General features: G+C 67.9%; 16 protein-coding genes. 10 read left to right on the top strand and 6 right to left on the bottom strand.

What is annotated here, in order from left to right; translation table 11 throughout:
- Nucleotides 1-14: 14 nt before the first annotated feature.
- Nucleotides 15-350, top strand: coding sequence for a PAS domain-containing protein (locus tag AC56LK_RS09410; protein ID WP_497184293.1), 336 nt, complete (start codon nt 15-17; stop codon nt 348-350).
- Between the two features lie 32 nt (nt 351-382).
- A complete protein-coding gene (locus tag AC56LK_RS09405) occupies nt 383-1234 on the top strand; it encodes a response regulator (protein ID WP_497184292.1) in 852 nt (283 codons plus the stop codon).
- Between the two features lie 20 nt (nt 1235-1254).
- On the opposite strand, the gene AC56LK_RS09400 is transcribed toward AC56LK_RS09405, so the two are convergent.
- The 4 genes from AC56LK_RS09400 to AC56LK_RS09385 all read right to left on the bottom strand — a co-directional run bounded on the left by AC56LK_RS09400 (nt 1255) and on the right by AC56LK_RS09385 (nt 4917).
- Nucleotides 1255-2790, bottom strand: a complete 1536-nt coding sequence (locus tag AC56LK_RS09400; protein ID WP_497184291.1) for a DEAD/DEAH box helicase — start codon at nt 2788-2790, stop codon at nt 1255-1257.
- 228 nt (nt 2791-3018) lie between these two features.
- Entirely contained in the window at nt 3019-3768 is a 750-nt protein-coding gene (locus tag AC56LK_RS09395; protein WP_497184290.1) for an anti-sigma factor family protein, read from the bottom strand.
- A gap of 10 nt (nt 3769-3778) precedes the next feature.
- Nucleotides 3779-4399 (bottom strand): LON peptidase substrate-binding domain-containing protein, encoded by a 621-nt coding sequence (locus AC56LK_RS09390; RefSeq protein ID WP_497184289.1) that lies wholly within the window; start codon nt 4397-4399, stop codon nt 3779-3781.
- A gap of 83 nt (nt 4400-4482) precedes the next feature.
- Nucleotides 4483-4917 (bottom strand): hypothetical protein, encoded by a 435-nt coding sequence (locus AC56LK_RS09385; protein WP_497184288.1) that lies wholly within the window; start codon nt 4915-4917, stop codon nt 4483-4485.
- Nucleotides 4918-5058: 141 nt separating this feature from the next.
- Here AC56LK_RS09385 and AC56LK_RS09380 point away from each other — a divergent pair, with 141 nt between their 5' ends.
- Nucleotides 5059-7320, top strand: coding sequence for a CHASE domain-containing protein (locus AC56LK_RS09380; RefSeq protein WP_497184287.1), 2262 nt, complete (start codon nt 5059-5061; stop codon nt 7318-7320).
- A gap of 13 nt (nt 7321-7333) precedes the next feature.
- Here AC56LK_RS09380 and AC56LK_RS09375 read toward each other — a convergent pair whose 3' ends face one another.
- A complete protein-coding gene (locus AC56LK_RS09375) occupies nt 7334-9265 on the bottom strand; it encodes a bifunctional diguanylate cyclase/phosphodiesterase (RefSeq protein WP_497184286.1) in 1932 nt (643 codons plus the stop codon).
- A 212-nt stretch (nt 9266-9477) separates the two neighbouring features.
- Here AC56LK_RS09375 and AC56LK_RS09370 point away from each other — a divergent pair, with 212 nt between their 5' ends.
- Genes AC56LK_RS09370 through AC56LK_RS09350 form a run of 5 tightly spaced genes read left to right on the top strand, consistent with a single transcriptional unit; the run spans nt 9478 to nt 12615 of the window.
- Entirely contained in the window at nt 9478-9858 is a 381-nt protein-coding gene (locus tag AC56LK_RS09370) for a YbaN family protein (RefSeq protein ID WP_497184285.1), read from the top strand.
- A gap of 51 nt (nt 9859-9909) precedes the next feature.
- Complete coding sequence (locus AC56LK_RS09365; protein WP_497184284.1) at nt 9910-10386, top strand: RrF2 family transcriptional regulator; 477 nt, start codon at nt 9910-9912, stop codon at nt 10384-10386.
- Nucleotides 10367-11263: an NAD(P)/FAD-dependent oxidoreductase gene (locus tag AC56LK_RS09360; RefSeq protein WP_497184283.1), complete on the top strand. Its 897-nt coding sequence runs from the start codon at nt 10367-10369 to the stop codon at nt 11261-11263. Before AC56LK_RS09365 ends, AC56LK_RS09360 begins: the two co-directional genes overlap by 20 nt.
- Before the next feature lie 36 nt (nt 11264-11299).
- Nucleotides 11300-12262, top strand: coding sequence for an MBL fold metallo-hydrolase (locus AC56LK_RS09355; RefSeq protein ID WP_497184282.1), 963 nt, complete (start codon nt 11300-11302; stop codon nt 12260-12262).
- 20 nt (nt 12263-12282) lie between these two features.
- Nucleotides 12283-12615, top strand: coding sequence for a hypothetical protein (locus AC56LK_RS09350; RefSeq protein ID WP_497184281.1), 333 nt, complete (start codon nt 12283-12285; stop codon nt 12613-12615).
- Between the two features lie 6 nt (nt 12616-12621).
- Here the strand turns inward: AC56LK_RS09350 and AC56LK_RS09345 are convergent, their stop codons facing one another.
- On the bottom strand, nt 12622-13515 hold the full coding sequence (locus AC56LK_RS09345) for a LysR family transcriptional regulator (RefSeq protein ID WP_497184280.1): 894 nt from the start codon (nt 13513-13515) through the stop codon (nt 12622-12624).
- A 102-nt stretch (nt 13516-13617) separates the two neighbouring features.
- Between AC56LK_RS09345 and AC56LK_RS09340 the strand changes: the two genes are divergently transcribed.
- Nucleotides 13618-14226 (top strand): glutathione S-transferase family protein, encoded by a 609-nt coding sequence (locus AC56LK_RS09340; RefSeq protein WP_497184279.1) that lies wholly within the window; start codon nt 13618-13620, stop codon nt 14224-14226.
- A 3-nt stretch (nt 14227-14229) separates the two neighbouring features.
- Nucleotides 14230-15120, top strand: coding sequence for a pyridoxamine 5'-phosphate oxidase family protein (locus AC56LK_RS09335; protein WP_497184278.1), 891 nt, complete (start codon nt 14230-14232; stop codon nt 15118-15120).
- The last annotated feature ends 523 nt before the right edge of the window (nt 15121-15643 follow it).

The following is a 15643-nucleotide window of genomic DNA, read 5'->3' as shown; positions in this document are numbered from 1 at the left end:
GTTGCAGGTGCTGTGTGCGCACCCGGATAGTTACCGACCCCAACCAGGAAGACGATCCCATCGTATTCGCCAACAACGCCTTCTTCGACCTCACCGGCTACCCCGAAAAGGACGTTCTGGGCCGCAATTACCGCTTCCTTCAGGGGCCCGGCACCGACCGCGCCACCGTGGCCGAAGTGCGCCAGGCCCTGCGCGAGCAGCGTGCGGTCTCGGTCGACCTCCTCAACTACAAGGCCGACGGCGAAGCCTTCTGGAACGCCCTGTTCATCGGTCCGATCTTCGACCAGGACGGCAAGCTGCTGTATTTCTTCGCCTCGCAGAGCGCCTCGAGCAAAAGCGCGTCAGCCTGAATGCCCTCGTCGTCGAATTCTCCGACATACTGGTGCGCACTCTGGGCGACCAGCTCGAGCTGCGGCTCGACCTGCGGCCCGGCCTGCCATCCTGCTCGATCGACCCGACCTACCTGGAAATGGCGCTGCTCAACGTCGTCATCAATGCGCGCGATGCGATGCCGGCGGGCGGCACGGTGACCGTCGGTACGGCGGTGCTCAGCGAGACGCGCCGCTTCGCCAACCGGCTGCCGCCGGGCGAGTACGTGGCCATCTGCGTGAACGACGAGGGCGAAGGCATGGCGCCCGATGTCCTCAAGCGCGCCACCGAGCCCTTCTTCACCACCAAGGGCCTGGGCACCGGCCTCGGCCTGGCGATGGTGCACGGCTTCGTGCAGCAGTCGCAGGGCCGGCTCGACATCGACAGCGAGCCGGGACGCGGCACCCGGGTGCGCATGATTTTCCCGGTGGCCCGGCAGTCGCCGCACGAGGACGGCGCCGATGCCGGCACGGCGGCGCGCGATGCCGGCCGCAAGTGCCGCATCCTGGTGGTGGAAGACAATGCGGACGTGCGCGAACTGGCCGAGGCCATGCTGGCCGCGGCCGACTACGAGGTGCTGTCGGCGCCGAGCGGCGAGGACGCGCTGGCGCTGCTGGAAAGGGAAGCGGTGGACCTGCTGTTCACCGACGTGATCATGCCGGGCGGGATGAACGGGCTGCAGCTGATCGAGCAGGTGCACGCCAGACGGCCGGAGATGCCGGTGCTGGTGACCACCGGCTACATGGACGAGCTGCCGGCGCGCGGGGCGCGCGACAAGTCGCTGGAGGTGCTGGCCAAACCTTACGAGCACCAGGACCTACTGGATCGGGTGCATGCGGCGCTGCATGCGCGCCGGGCGGCTTAGGAGTCCGCCCACGCTACACATCAATTGCTGCGCGGTCCGCCACCCAGCAGGAAAGCCAGCTTCTGCTTGCCCGGCTTCGATTGCGACGGTGCCGGCGTCACGACTTCCTTGCGGGCGGCGCTCGACGGCTCGTAGGGCTTGAGGAACCAGGGATCGACCTTCTCGCGGCGCGGCATGGGGCTGTAGCCGCTGCTGCGCGGCGGACGTTCGCCGCGCTCGCCACGTTCGCCGCCACGCGGGGCGCCTTCTTCGCGGCGTCCGCGGCGTTCGCTGTCGCGGCCTCCCGCTTCGCGCGCGCCTTCGCGCGAACGGCTGGAGGGCGCCACGAAGCCGGGCAGCTCGCCGCGCGGGACGGTCTGCTTGATCAGCTTCTCGATGTCGGCCAGCAGGCGCTCATCCTTGTCCGAGAACACCGACAGCGCGTCGCCCGAGGCGCCGGCGCGGCCGGTACGGCCGATGCGGTGCACATAGTCTTCGGCGTTGTACGGCAGGTCGTAGTTGATCACGCAGGGCAGGTCCGAGATGTCGAGGCCGCGCGCGGCCACGTCGGTCGCCACCAGCACTTCGACCGAGCCCTGCTTGAAGGCCTCGAGGGCGGCCATGCGCTCCTGCTGGGTCTTGTCGCCGTGGATCGCCGAGGCCTTGATGCCCTTCTGTTCCAGGTGGCGCGACAGGCGCGAGGCGCCGATCTTGGTGTTCGAGAACACGATCACCTGCTTCAGCTTGCGCTCGCGGATGATGTGTTCGACCACGTCGCGCTTGAGTTCCTCGTCGACCTTGTAGGCGATCTGGGTGACCTTCTCGGCGGTCGCATTGCTGCGCGCCACTTCGATCAGCACCGGCTGGTTCAGGAAGCTGTTGGCCAGCTTCTTGATCTCCGGCGAGAAGGTGGCCGAGAACATCAGGTTCTGGCGCTGCTTCGGCAGCAGGTTGATGATGCGCTGCAGGTCGGGCAGGAAGCCCATGTCGAGCATGCGGTCGGCTTCGTCCATGACCAGCATCTGCACCTGGCCCAGGCTGACGTTCTTCTGCTCGATGTGGTCGAGCAGGCGGCCAGGGGTGGCGATGACGATCTCGACGCCGCCCTTCAGGGCGACGGTCTGGCCCTTCATGTCCATGCCGCCGAACACGACGGTGGAGCGCAGCGGCGTATGGCGCGAATAGGCCTTGACGTTCTCGGCCACCTGCACCGCCAGTTCGCGGGTCGGGGTCAGCACCAGCGCGCGCACCGGGTGGCGTGCCGGCGACATGCTGCTGTTGGCATGCGCCATCAGGAGCTGGATGATCGGCAGCGAGAAACCGGCGGTCTTGCCGGTGCCGGTCTGGGCGGCGCCCATGACGTCGCGGCCCTGCAGCACCAGCGGGATCGCCTTGGCCTGGATCGGGGTCGGGTGCTCGTAGCCCTGGTCGGTCAGGGCGCGCAGGATTTCCGGCGCCAGGCCGAGGTCGGTGAAGCGCACGGTCGGCGCTTCGTCGGCCTTCACTTGCTCGACCGGTGCGGCCAGGGTGATGTCGTCGGTGTCGGCGGTGGCGGAAGTATTCTGGATATCAGACATATTCTTGTTGGACAGTATTTCGTTAGCTCTACGGCTGCGCCTGCGGGCACGGATCGGCCTGCGCGGGTAGCTTCCAGATGGGACGGCGGCCGGTGACCGGACCGCATTTGCCGCGAAGGCGCCGCAACCCGACAAGGGCACGGCAAGGCGGACGTAGAGGCACTTTAGCGGGCTACACGATACCTCAAATCCACCCCTCTGTATATAAGAGCCTGTTTTAGAGCTGTTTTACGGCGTCCAGCCACGCTGCTGGGCCGCCCGTTCCGCCGCCGGATCGAGGGTGGCGCCGACGATGCGGGCGTCGATGGCGGCCTGCACCGAGGGCGGCAGGCTGGCGCCGTCGAGCCAGGCCGTGCCCGCCTGCGGCTGGGCCAGCACCGGGATGGTCCAGCGCCCGCCGCCGCGGCAGGCCAGGCCGGCCGTGGTGTCGACCACGAAGCTGCGGCAATAGCTGCCGTCCTTCGACACGAAGGTGACGCCGATGCGCACCCCGGTCTCGGAGGGGCCGGGGCTGGCGAGCTGGCCGCCGAGGGCTTCGACCAGGCGGCCGCGCGCCACCAGGGCGCCATTGCTGGCTTCGATGACCGCCAGGCCCGGATCGGGGCGCAGCTGCTGCCAGCCGAGGGCGCCGCCGACGGCGCCGACCGCCAGCGCGACGCCCAGCGCCAGCCAGTGGCGCGGCGTCCAGTCCGGCCTGGCCGGCTGGGGCGGCGGCGGGGCGCCGCGTCCCGGGCGGATGGCGTCGAGGTGGACCACCTTGGCCCCGCCGGATGGCAGCGGACGCTGCTGGTGGCCGCCGCCATGGCCGTTCGACACGCTGAAGATGTGCGAGCGGCCGGCGTTGCTTTCCCTGCGGTGCTGGGCGACACGGGCGGACAGGATCGGATCGGCGCGCATGGCGCGTTCGACCGCGGCGCGGGCCGGCTCGGCCAACTCACCGTTGATGTACGCGATCAGGAGGTCGTCCGAGAATTTCATGCCGGCCCATTCAGCTGGTAATCAGGCCGTGTTCGTCGAGGACGTCGTGCAGCAGTTCCAGGCGGATCACGGGGTTGTCGAGCATGAGCATGTGGTGCTTCTGCTGGTTGGGCAGCGGCAGCAGTTCGCACCAGCGGTTCGCCACCCAGCCGCAGTCGTCGAGGCGGAACGGCGGCTGCACCGGCCAGCGGTGGCGCGGTACGTCGTGCAGCGAGGACAGCACGCGGTCGAGCGCGTCGGACGCGCCCTGCAGTTCGGACGGCACGTGCACCTCGTGGTCGTCCTCGACCAGTTCGGCCTCGGCCATCCACAGCCCGTTGAGGCGCTGTTCGGCGGTGATCACCGTGAAGCGCGAGCCGCCGCGGCAGAGCACCTGCAGCACGCCGGGCGTGGAGGTGGTGAGTTCGGTCACGGACGCGATGGTGCCGGCGGCGGCGAAGCGCTCGGGATCGGCGTCCGGCCGGCGCACCTCATGCCCCTGCGTGAGCAGCACCACCCCGAACGGCGCGTCGTCGGTGAGGCAGCGGCTGACCATGTCGAGGTAGCGGGCCTCGAACACCTGCAGCGGCAGCACCCCGTCCGGAAACAACACCGTACTGAGCGGGAACAAGGGCATGGAAATCGTGGACATGATGCCCATCATGACAGAATCGCAGTCAAAACGGGAGCACGATTGGGAGGGCCCGCGGGCCGTTCCGGGCCGCGCTCCGGGCCCTAGTCCGGGCCTTGCACGGGCATGGTCCGGATCGCGTGCGCGAAGTTGCCCAGCCGCCAGCGCAGCCGCTCCAGGCCGGGGTCCGGCATCGGCACCACCCGCACCCGCAGCACCCCGCCCGGCAGCGCCGGGCACGGGATATCCTGCTCGCCGGCCTCCTCGACCGGCAGGCGGAATTCGCCGCCCGGCGCCAGCTGCACCGGTCCGAAGACCAGCGGCGCCGCGCCGGCGTTACGCAGCAGCAGCACGTCCTGCACGCCCAGGGTCAGGCGCACCGCCCTCGGCGCGTCCGGGCCGGGCCGCACTTCCAGCAGCAGCTCGTGGCTGGCGCCACGCAGCGGCGCCAGCATGCCCCATAACAAGCCGAGCAGCAGCCCGGCAGCGAGAAGCGCGAGCGGCCAGTGGCGCCGCAGCAAGATATGGGAATGTTGCATTGAGTCAATTTTAAGCGATAATATCATTGCTCGACGTGCATGGAGGCGTGCGCCCCAACACAGCAAGGATGCGTATCCTACCTGCTTCCGCGCGTTTCCGATCAACCAGCCCGACGGCGCCGCTCCGCGCGTACCGACAATATGCCGCAGTCCCCGCCACCCGCCCAGCCCAGCCGCATTCCCCTGCCCGGTGGCGGGCATGCACCGCTGCTGCTGGCGATGCTGGTGTTCCTGGTGACCGCGCTGGTGACCTTCAGCGCCTGGACCAGCGCCAGGCTCACCGCCGAGGCCCAGCTGCTCAGGACCTTCGACTACCGCACCCGCGACATGGTGTTCAGCATCGGCCGCCGCATGGCGGTCTACGAACAGGTGCTGCGCGGCGCGCGCGGCTACCTGCGCGGCTCCGTCGAGCTCGATCGCAGCGCCTGGGCCGAGTACTACGGCCTGCAGCGGCTCGACCAGTCCTTCCCCGGCATGGAGGCGCTCGGCATCGCCACCATCATCCCGCCGGAGCGGCTCGCGGCGCACCAGGCGGCCATACGGCGCCAGGGCCATCCCGACTATGCGGTGCATCCGGACGGGCCGCGCGACATGTATACCTCGATCACCCACATCGAGCCCTTCGGCGGCCGCAACCTGCGCGCCTTCGGCTTCGACATGTACAGCGAGCCGGTGCGCCGCGCCGCGATGGAGCGCGCGCGCGACAGCGGCCTGGCGGCCCTGAGCGGCAAGGTGGTGCTGGTCCAGGAGGGCGTGAACCATGCGGGCGCCGGCGCCTCCCAGGCCGGCACCCTGATGTACCTGCCGGTGTACCGCGCCGGCCAGTTGGCCGGCACCGTCGAGCAGCGCCGCAAGGCCATCGTCGGCTGGGTCTACGCCCCCTTCCGCATGCACGACCTGATGCGGGGGCTGGGCGGCGCCCACTCGACCGACCTCGACATCGAGATCCACGACGGCGAGCCGGCCGGCGGCGCGACCCTGCTGTACCGCTCGCCCAATGCCTCGGCCCACAAGGCGCGCCTGCGCGCCAGCGCCCAGATCGTTCCCGGCGGGCGCACCTGGACCATCACCATGCGCTCCAGCGCCGCCCTCGAGGACAGCCTCGACACCACGCGTCCGCGCCTGGTGGCGCTCACCGGCATCGGCCTGGGCTTCCTGCTCAGCCTCGTGGTGTGGCTGCTGGCCAGCGAACGGCGCCGCGCGCTGCAGCTAGCCCAGGGCATGACGCTGGAACTGCGCCAGTCGCACGACCAGGTGGCCAGCGAGCAGAAACGGATCCAGGTGATCCTCGAAAACGCACCCGACGCCTTCGTGGCGGTCGATGCGGCGGGGCGCATCACCGACTGGAACGCCCAGGCCAGCCGCCTGTTCGGCTGGAGCGCCGCCCAGGCCCTCGGCCGCGACGTCCGCGAGCTGCTGCCGGAAGAACGCCGCGCCGCCTTCGGCGCCGGCTTCGCGCACTACGCGCGCGGCGGCGGCTGCGCCATGCTGGGCGCCCCGACCGAACTGCTGGTGCTCGACCACGAGGGCCGCCGCATCCCGGCCGAGGTCACGGTCGCGCAGCTCACCACCGCCGAGGGCTTTGGCGCCACCGCCTTCGTGCGCGACATCCGCCAGCGCAAGGAGGCGGAGGCGCGCGAGCAGCAGCGCCAGCAGGGCCTGGACGATGCGCGCCAGGCGCTGGCGCGGGCCCAGAAGCTGGAGGCGGTGGGCAAGCTGACCGGCGGAGTGGCGCACGACTTCAACAACATCCTGCACATCATCAGCGCCAACGTGCAGCTGATCCTGCGCGCCGACAACAGCCACCGCAAGCGCCTGCTCAGCATTCTCGACGCGGTCGAGCGCGGATCGAAACTGGCCGGCCAGCTGCTCGCCTTCGCGCGGCGCCAGCCGCTGCACCCGCTCGAGGTCCAGGTCGACCAGTTGCTGGAACGCATGGACAGCCTGGTGCTGCGCGCCGCGGGCGACCAGATTACGCTGGAAAAACGCGTCCCGCCCGAGCCCTGGCCGGTCCTGGTGGACCCGAACCAGCTCGAGAACGTGCTGCTCAACCTGGTGATCAACGCACGCGACGCGATGGAGGGCAACGGCCGCATCGTGCTGGAACTGAGCAACGTGCATGTGGAGAACGACGCGCTGCTGGCGCCGGGCGACTACGTCACGGTGGCGGTCGCCGACACCGGCCACGGCATGCCGCAGGACGTGATCGAGCGCGCCTTCGAACCCTTCTTCACCACCAAGCCCGAGGGCAAGGGCACCGGCCTCGGCCTGTCGATGGCGCACGGCTTCGCACGCCAGAGCGGCGGCGACATCCGCCTGTCCAGCCAGCCCGGCAAGGGAACGACGGTGACGATCTATCTACCGCGGCATATGACAGCGGCGCAGGTGGGGCCGGTGCACTGAGTGCCGGGCCGGCTCAGGCCTGGCTGATCAGCGCTGGCTCGATACGGTGCGCACCCGACACGCGGTTGCGCCCATGCGACTTGGCATCGTACATGGCCAGGTCGGCCGCGCGCAGCAGGGCTTCGGCATCCATGCCGTCGTCCGGGAACAAGGCGATGCCCAGGCTGCCCGAGATGTGCAGCACCAGCCCGTCTTCCTTGGCCTCGAAGGGCTGGTTCAGCTGGTACAGGATGTTCTCCGCCACCCTGGCGGCATCGGCCAGCTCGTCGCAGCGCGGCAGCAGCACCACGAATTCGTCGCCGCCGATGCGCGCCAGCGTGTCGGTCTCGCGCAGCCCTGCGCGCAGGCGGCGCGCCACCAGCTGCAGCAGGCGGTCGCCGACGGCGTGGCCGTAGGTGTCGTTGACCGGCTTGAACTTGTCGAGGTCGAAGTAGACCACCGCCACCTTGTGGCCGTCGCGGCTGGCGGTGCGGATCGCCTGGCGCAGGCGGTCGCCCAGCAGCACGCGATTCGGCAGGCCGGTGAGCGCGTCCTCGTGCGCCATGCGGCGCATGCGCGCTTCCTCGTGCTTGCGCGCATCGATGTTGGAGAAGGTGCCGACCATGCGCGAGGGCATGCCCAGTTCGTCGCGCTCGCTGCTGGTGCCGCGCGCGTCGATCCAGCTCCAGTCGCCGTTGCGCATGCGCACGCGGAACTCGGCCGCGAAGTCCTGGGTGCGCCCGGACAGGTGACCACGCAGCAGGGTGCGCAGCTGCGGCAGATCTTCGGGATGGACGATGGCATCGAGGGCGCTGCCGTACCACGAGATCACCGGACGCTCGGTATCGAGGATCATCTGGGCGCGCGCCGACAGCGTGGCCAGGCCGGTGACGACGTCGCAGTCCCAGACGCCGTCGCCGGTGGCGGTGAGGGCCAGCTTCCAGCGCGCCTCGGCGGCCGCCAGCGCCTTGAGCGCACGGCGGCGGCGGTCGGTGGCGCCCAGCGCGGCCCAGCCCAGCAGGGTCAGCACGAAGGACACGGCGCCCCCGACCCAGGTCAGCGCGTCGTGCTGCTGCGAGAACCGCTCCTCGGCATCGAGCACGGCTTCGCCCACCGTCACCACCATGCCGTATTCGGGAATCCTGTGATACGCATAGAAGCGCTCGATGCCGTCGATCTGGCCGACGCGGCGGAAGCTGCCGGTCACCGGGCTGCTCGGCGAATGCGGATTGTCCTTCAGCACCCGGCCCATGCCGTGACTGGTGCTGCCGCGGGTGCTGCGCGCGATGACGGCGCCGTCGCTGCGCATCAGCGAGACCGAGGCGTTGCGGCCGAGGTCGATGTCATCGTAGAAGCGCACGAAATACTCGGGCGAGACGGTGGCCATCATGACGCCCTGCAGGCGCCCTTTGGCATCGCGGATCGAGCGGCTGAACTGGACGGCCCAGGCATTCGTGAGCGGGCAGACCACCGGACGGCTGACGTAGATGCGGTCGTCGCTGATCCCGAGGTGGGCCTGGTAGCCGGCGGCGGTGCCCAGGTCCAGCCCGGTGTGCGAGGGGCCCGCATTGGTGTAGGCCACCCTGCCCTTCACGTCGAGCACGGTGACCATGATCGGCACCCGGTGACGCAGGTAGCGCGCGTGCTCGCCGACGGCCTGCGGAAAGCTGGCGCGGTCGCGCTGCCAGGTGCTGCGCAGCTGGAGCAGCGACAGGTCGACGATGCCGACCGTGGCGCGCACTTCCTCGGTGAAGACGTGGGCATAGTTGCGCAGGTCGCGCTTGCTGCCGGCCTGGGCGATCGCGGCGAAGCGCGACTGCTCCACGGCCACCAGTCCCCAGACGATGGGCAGCATGAAGGTCAGGTAGATGGCCAGGTCGCGCAGCACGCGGGGATGGAAAAAATTCGCCAGGCGCGTACGCGCCGCGGGCTTGCTGGTCGAGGAGATCGTGATGGACGGAGGCATGGACGACGAGCTTTGCGGCAACCGGTAAAAGGCAGAAAGAGGCGAAGCCGGGCGTCATGCTCGCGCCAGCAAAATTGTGGATCGCGCCCATCGTGTACGCACCCATTATACATAACGTTGCCATGCGGAACTTATTGGGGGCCTTAATTTGACGGAATTGGTGCCATCGAGCAACAATAAGCAGAAACCAGACCACATGCTAGAGTGAGCGCATGAAACCGTTCTACAACCTGGCGGGGGCGCTGGCCGTGCTGCTGGGCATACTTGGCATCTTCCTGCCCCTGCTGCCGACCACACCCTTCCTGCTGCTGGCCTCCTGGTGCTTCGCGCGCGGCTCCGATCGCCTGCACCGCTGGCTGCTCTCGCACCGCGTGTTCGGCGAATACCTGCGCAATTTCGAAGCCGGCCGCGGCATCCCGTTGAAGGCGAAGATCGTCGCGACGGTGATGTTGTGGGGCTCGCTGCTAATGGCGATGCGGCGCTTCGACGGCATTGCCATCCCTGCCCTGCTGGCCCTGACCGGCGCCTGCGTCAGCCTCTACCTGTGGCGCTTCCTGCCGACCCTGCGCCTCGACCGTCCCGCGAAAAATTGAATCCTGGCTCGAGCGCTGCACTGCCGCCTATTTTGTACTATCATTAGTTACATGAGACGCGACAGCAAACTATCCTCGGTCCTCCACGTGCTCCTGCACCTGGCCCACAGCGACCGCCCCATGACCTCGGAAGAGATGGCCCGCTTCCTCGACACCAACCCGGTGCTGGTGCGGCGCGTGCTGGCCGGCCTGCGCGAGCGCGGCTACATCAGCTCGAACCGCGGCCACGGCGGCGGCTGGAGCCTGACTTGCGACCTGGCCAAGGTGACGCTGCGCGACATCTACGACGCCGTCGGCGCCCCGCCCTTCTTCGCAATGGGCAACCGCAGCGAAAAAACCAGTTGCCTGGTCGAACAGGTCGTCAACGCCGCATTGGGCAGCGCCTTCGACGAGGCCGAAGCCCTCCTGATCCGCCAGCTCGGCCACGTCACCCTGGCCGACCTGTCGGGCGACTTCAACCGGCGCTTCGATGAATACAAGCGCACCCATCCCCACGGGAGGTTCCACCATGAGCACGACCCAGTTTGATGCCATCGTCATCGGCGGCAGCTACGCCGGCCTGTCCGCCGCCCTGCAACTGGCTAGAGCGCGGCGCCAGGTGCTGGTGGTCGACGCGGGCCAGCGCCGCAACCGCTTCGCCGGCGAATCGCACGGCTTCCTCGGCCGCGACGGCCAGATGGCGGCCGCCATTGCGCAAGCCGGCCGCGCGGATGTGGCCGCCTATCCCAACGTCCAGTGGATTGATGGCAGCGCCCTCGAGGCGCGCGCCGAGGGCGAGGGCTTTGTCGTCGAGCTCGACGGCGCCGCGCCGGTGCAGGGCCGCCGCCTGGTACTGGCCACCGGCGTGCGCGACGAACTGCCGCCGGTCGAGGGCCTTGCCGAGCGCTGGGGCCGCAGCGTCTTCCACTGCCCCTACTGCCACGGCTACGAACTGCAGCAGGGTGCGATCGGCATCATCGCCAGCGGCGAGATGGCCTTCCACCAGGCGATGCTGCTGCCCGACTGGGGCAAGGTGATGCTGTTTACGGACGGCCGCTACACCCCGGACGAGGAGCAGCGCGCCGCCATGGAGAAACGCGGTGTCATCGCGATCGACGACACGCCCATCCTGCGCATCGAGGATGCCGCCACGGTCGTGCTGGCGGACGGCCGCCGCCGGCCGCATGCGGGCCTGTTCACCTACGGCCGCATCCACATGAGCAGCCCCATTGCCGAGCGCCTCGGCTGCGCCTTCGACGACGGCCCGCTCGGCCCCTTCATCCGCACCGACATGGGCAAGCAGACCACCGTGCCGGGCGTGTTCGCAGGCGGCGATGCGACGCGTGCGGCCGGCAACGTCGCCATCGCCGTGGCCGACGGTGCGATGGCCGGCCTCGGCGCCCACCGCTCGCTGGTGTTCGGCTGAACGGCGGCGCTGCGCGCAATTGCGGATAATGGGGCCATGGAAATCCAGTTTCTCGGAACCTCATCCGGCACGCCGACCAGGTCGCGCAACATGACCGCCATCGCGATCCGCACGCGCGGCGCCAAACATTGGTCGCTGGTCGATTGCGCGGAAGGCACGCAATACCGGCTGCTGCGCACCAGCCTGTCGCCGATGAGCCTGCGCGCGATCTTCATCACCCACCTGCATGGCGACCACTGCTACGGCCTGCCCGGCCTGCTCGCCAGCGCGGGCATGCTCAATCGCAGCGCGCCGATGGCCATCGTCGGCCCGCCGCCGCTGCGCGGGATGATCGAGTGCATCATGGAAGCGACCCAGCTGTCGCTACCCTACCCCATCGAATGGATCACGACCGAGGAACTGGGGCACACGGACATCCTGCCCGACCTGCGGGTGCGCGCAACACGGCTGTCGCACCGGATCGAATCGCATGCTTTCAGCTTCACCGAGGCGGCGGTCGAACGCAAACTCGATATCGACAAACTGAAAGCCGGCGGTATTCCGTCGGGGCCGGCATGGGGCGAGATCCAGCAGGGGCGCAACGTCGTGCTGGACGATGGCCGCGCCGTGGTGGCCGAGGAGTTCCTGCTGCCGCCGCGCAGGTCGCGCAAGGTGATCATTGCGGGCGACAACGATACGCCTGAGCTGCTGGCCTTTGACGCCGCGACCGCCGACCTGCTGGTGCATGAGGCCACCTATACCGAAGCGATCCTGCACAAGGTGGGACCGGGGCCGCAGCACAGCTCGGCCGCGATGGTGGCGCGCGTGGCGGAGCGCGTCAAAGTGCCAAACCTCATCCTGACCCACTTCAGCCCGCGCTACCAAGATCGGGAGGGTGCGCTGACGCTGGACGACATCGAGCGCGAGGCACGCGCGCATTACTCTGGCCAGTTGGCCCTGGCGCGTGACCTGGCGAGTTACGAGCTCAGGAAGGACGGCAGCCTGCATCTGCTGCCCTGAGCCCGGGCTACAATCCTCGCATGCCCAAAAAGAACCCCATTTTCCCCGGACCGCAAACCGCCCGCGGCGCCGTGCTCGCCGTGTTGCTGTCGAACGAAGACCAGACTGGCGCCGAACCGATGCGCGGCCGCATCACCCTCGCCGCCATCGTCCGCGCACTCAAGCGCAAGTACCACTGGCCGATCGAGACCGAGAGCTTTCCATCCAATAGCGTGGATGGGCGCGCCACCTGGGCGACGGTCTACAGCCTGCCGCCGGACGTCATCACCAAGGCGCTGAATGCCGGCGGACGGGATTGGCTGAAGAGCCGGAAAGCGGGCAGCGGACAACAAGGCGCCGTCGCACATCGCTGAGCCGGCTCACTGGATCAGCTTCAGCTGCCCGAACTCTTCCACTGCAAAATCCACGAAGGCGCGCACCCGCGACGCCATGTGCCGCGCGCTCGGGAAGACCAGCTGTACCGGCATCGGGTCCGGCTCATACGCGCAAAGGATCGGCACCAAGGTCCCGGCCAGCACATCGGGCGCCGCCTGATAGGACAGGGCACGCACGATGCCGAAGCCTTCGCGTGCCGCGTTCAGCACGCCTTCGACATCGTTCACCTGCAGGCGCGGGGTGAAGCGGACGATCTGTTCGCGCCCCTCGGCCTGGTAACGCCATTCAGCCAGTCCACGCACGGCAGTCCCCAGGATAAGCTGGTGCTGCGCCAAGTCCTCGGGCCTCGCTGGTTCTCCATGGCGCTGGAGGTAGACGGGGCTGGCCACCGTCATGCGCCGCACCATGCCCAGCTTGCGTGCAACGAAACCGGAGTTGTCGAGCACGCCGATGCGCAAGGCCAGATCGATGCCGTTGTCGATCAGGTCCATGTTGCGGTCATTAAGGATGAGCTCGACCTGGATGTCGGGATAGCGCATCAAGAACTTGGTGACGACGGGCGCCATGTGCCGACGTCCGAAGACGGTCGGCGCCGTCAAGCGCAGCATGCCGCGCGGTGAAGCGCCATGGTTTTCGCGGATCGCCGTGTCGTAGTCGGCCAGCAGGCGGCGCGCCAGCTCGGCCAGGCGATGCCCCTCGCTAGTTGCCGTCAGACGGCGCGTACTACGCTCGAACAGCCGCACGCCGGCACGCTTCTCGAGCGTCGCCAGGAGTCGCGTGACGGCGGAAGGCGAGCGGTGCAGCTTTTGCGCCGCCGCGGCCATGCTGCCGGCGTCGAGAATGGCCAGGAAAACCTGCAGTTCATCGAGACGGTCCATCGTTATTGCGCCAAGTGAAAGACTGAATTGCGATTATGCCCCATTCCGCAATACCGGTCTGGTGACTAGGATAAAGCTCCGATCAATCACTTCCTGGCAGACATGAACCCACCTTCCCTTACCGTCTATGGTGTGGCGCTTTCCGGTCATACCCATCGCGTGGAGTTGTTCCTTCATCTGTTGCAACTGCCCTTCCGCCGTATCGACGCCCCCGCCTCGGTACGCCAGAGCCCCGAATTCCGCCGGATCAATCCGCTGGGCCAGATTCCTGTCCTGCAGGACGGCGATCTCGTGCTTGCCGACAGCAACGCCATCCTCGTCTACCTGGCCAAGCGCTACGCCCCGGACAGCGGATGGCTACCGGACGGTGCTGTCGAAGCGGCGCAGGTACAGCGCTGGCTGTCGCTGGCGGCCGGCGAGATCGCCTTCGGCCCGGCCAGCGCGCGGATATCGGCGCGCTGGGGTTCCACCGGGATGCCGCCGGAGCTCATGCGCTCGCTGGCGGAACGCGTGCTGGCCTTTATGGAAGACAGCCTCGCGCAGCAGGACTTCCTGGCCGCCGCAAGGCCGACCTTGGCGGACATCGCCTGCTATGCCTACATCGCCCATGCGCCGGAGGGCGGCATCGCGCTGGATCCCTACCCCCAGGTCGGCCACTGGATCGCGCGCATCCAGGCCCTGCCGCATTTCGTCCCGATGCCGGAGGATTGAGCAGTGAACGACCACCGCATTCCCGAGCCCTTCCACGCCGGCGAACTGCGTGCCCAGCAACTGGCAGGCGGTGGGCCGGCGGGTGCGCCGATCCGCAGCCAGATGCCGGAGCAGCACCGCCAGTTCTTTCCCCTGCTGCCCTTCGTCTGCGTGGCAGTGGCCGATGCGAGCGGATGGCCGATCGCAACGCTGCTGCATGGGGAACCTGGTTTCGTATCTTCTCCCGAGCCCGGTCAGCTCCACATTGCCGCCCTGCCTGACCGGGACGATCCGGCTGCGGAGTATCTCGGCAGCCCGGGTGCCGGTGTTGGCATCCTCGGCATCGACCTGGGCACGCGCCGGCGCAACAGGGAGAACGGCAGGATCGCGCATGCGGATGGCGGTGGCCTGCTGGTGGATGTGCATCAGTCCTTTGGCAACTGTCCGAAATACATCCACGTACGCCAGCTCAGCCGCGTGGACCGGCGGCCGGGCCAGGTCGAGTGCTTCGGTGCCGACCTGCCCGAAGAGGCGGTGAAACTGATTGCTACCTGCGAGACCATGTTCGTGGCCACGTCCAGTGGGCCCTCCCCAGAACATCAGGTAGCTGGTCTCGACATCTCTCATCGCGGGGGCGAGGCTGGCTTCCTGCGGCTGGACGGCAGGGTGCTGACCGTGCCCGATTATCCGGGGAACCGCTACTTCAACACCCTGGGTAATCTGCTGCTGGAACCCCGTGCGGCTTTGGTTATGGTGGATTTCGACAGCGGCGATGTCCTGCAATTGCAGGGGCGGGCCGAGGTGAGATGGCAGCTCGCTCGATCGGCGGAGGATATGCGGGCGGAGCGGGAATGGGCTTTCGTCGTCGAACGTGGATGGCTCAGGCGCGCGGCGTTTCCGTTGAAGCAGCGCTGAGGCGGGTCTTTGCGCGGTGGCCGGCACCGGTCTCCTGCATTGAGGTTCGCCCTGGCTGGCCGGGCAGTGAAATGCGTGCTGCTCAGTGCAGCACGAAATTGGTAGGCCACCCGTGAGTCGAACACGGCATCATCGGATTATGAGTCAGCTGATAAAATCAAACAATTTTCTCGCAAATCGTTCCACAAATCTCGCACCTTCCCCTTTTTTCTTTGGCTTCGACAGCTTTTTTAACGTTTTTGCGGACTGCACTTCACCCAAGTTAGCGCCTAATACGCGAGTCCTCGCTTGCCTGCAGCCAACGCCGGTCGTACACTCAGCATCGCTCGTCTAGTATCTGGCAAATAGGGCTTCAAACAAGCTAAAAATCAGCAAGGATACATGTCAAGCGTGATGCCGCAACAATTGAGGTGTACTGTCAATAACGGACACGCATGTCTTAAGCCGCCTGCGGCTGTTCGCTGAAGGATTCGGCGAACAACGCTGGCGGAACAAAGCCGATGCGGGAATGGCGCCGCTGTCG

It is taken from the genome of Telluria sp. ZB4P36, from assembly GCF_059685865.1.
The sequence above is the reverse complement of the archived record's forward strand: the minus strand, read 5'-3'. Positions and strand labels throughout refer to the sequence as shown.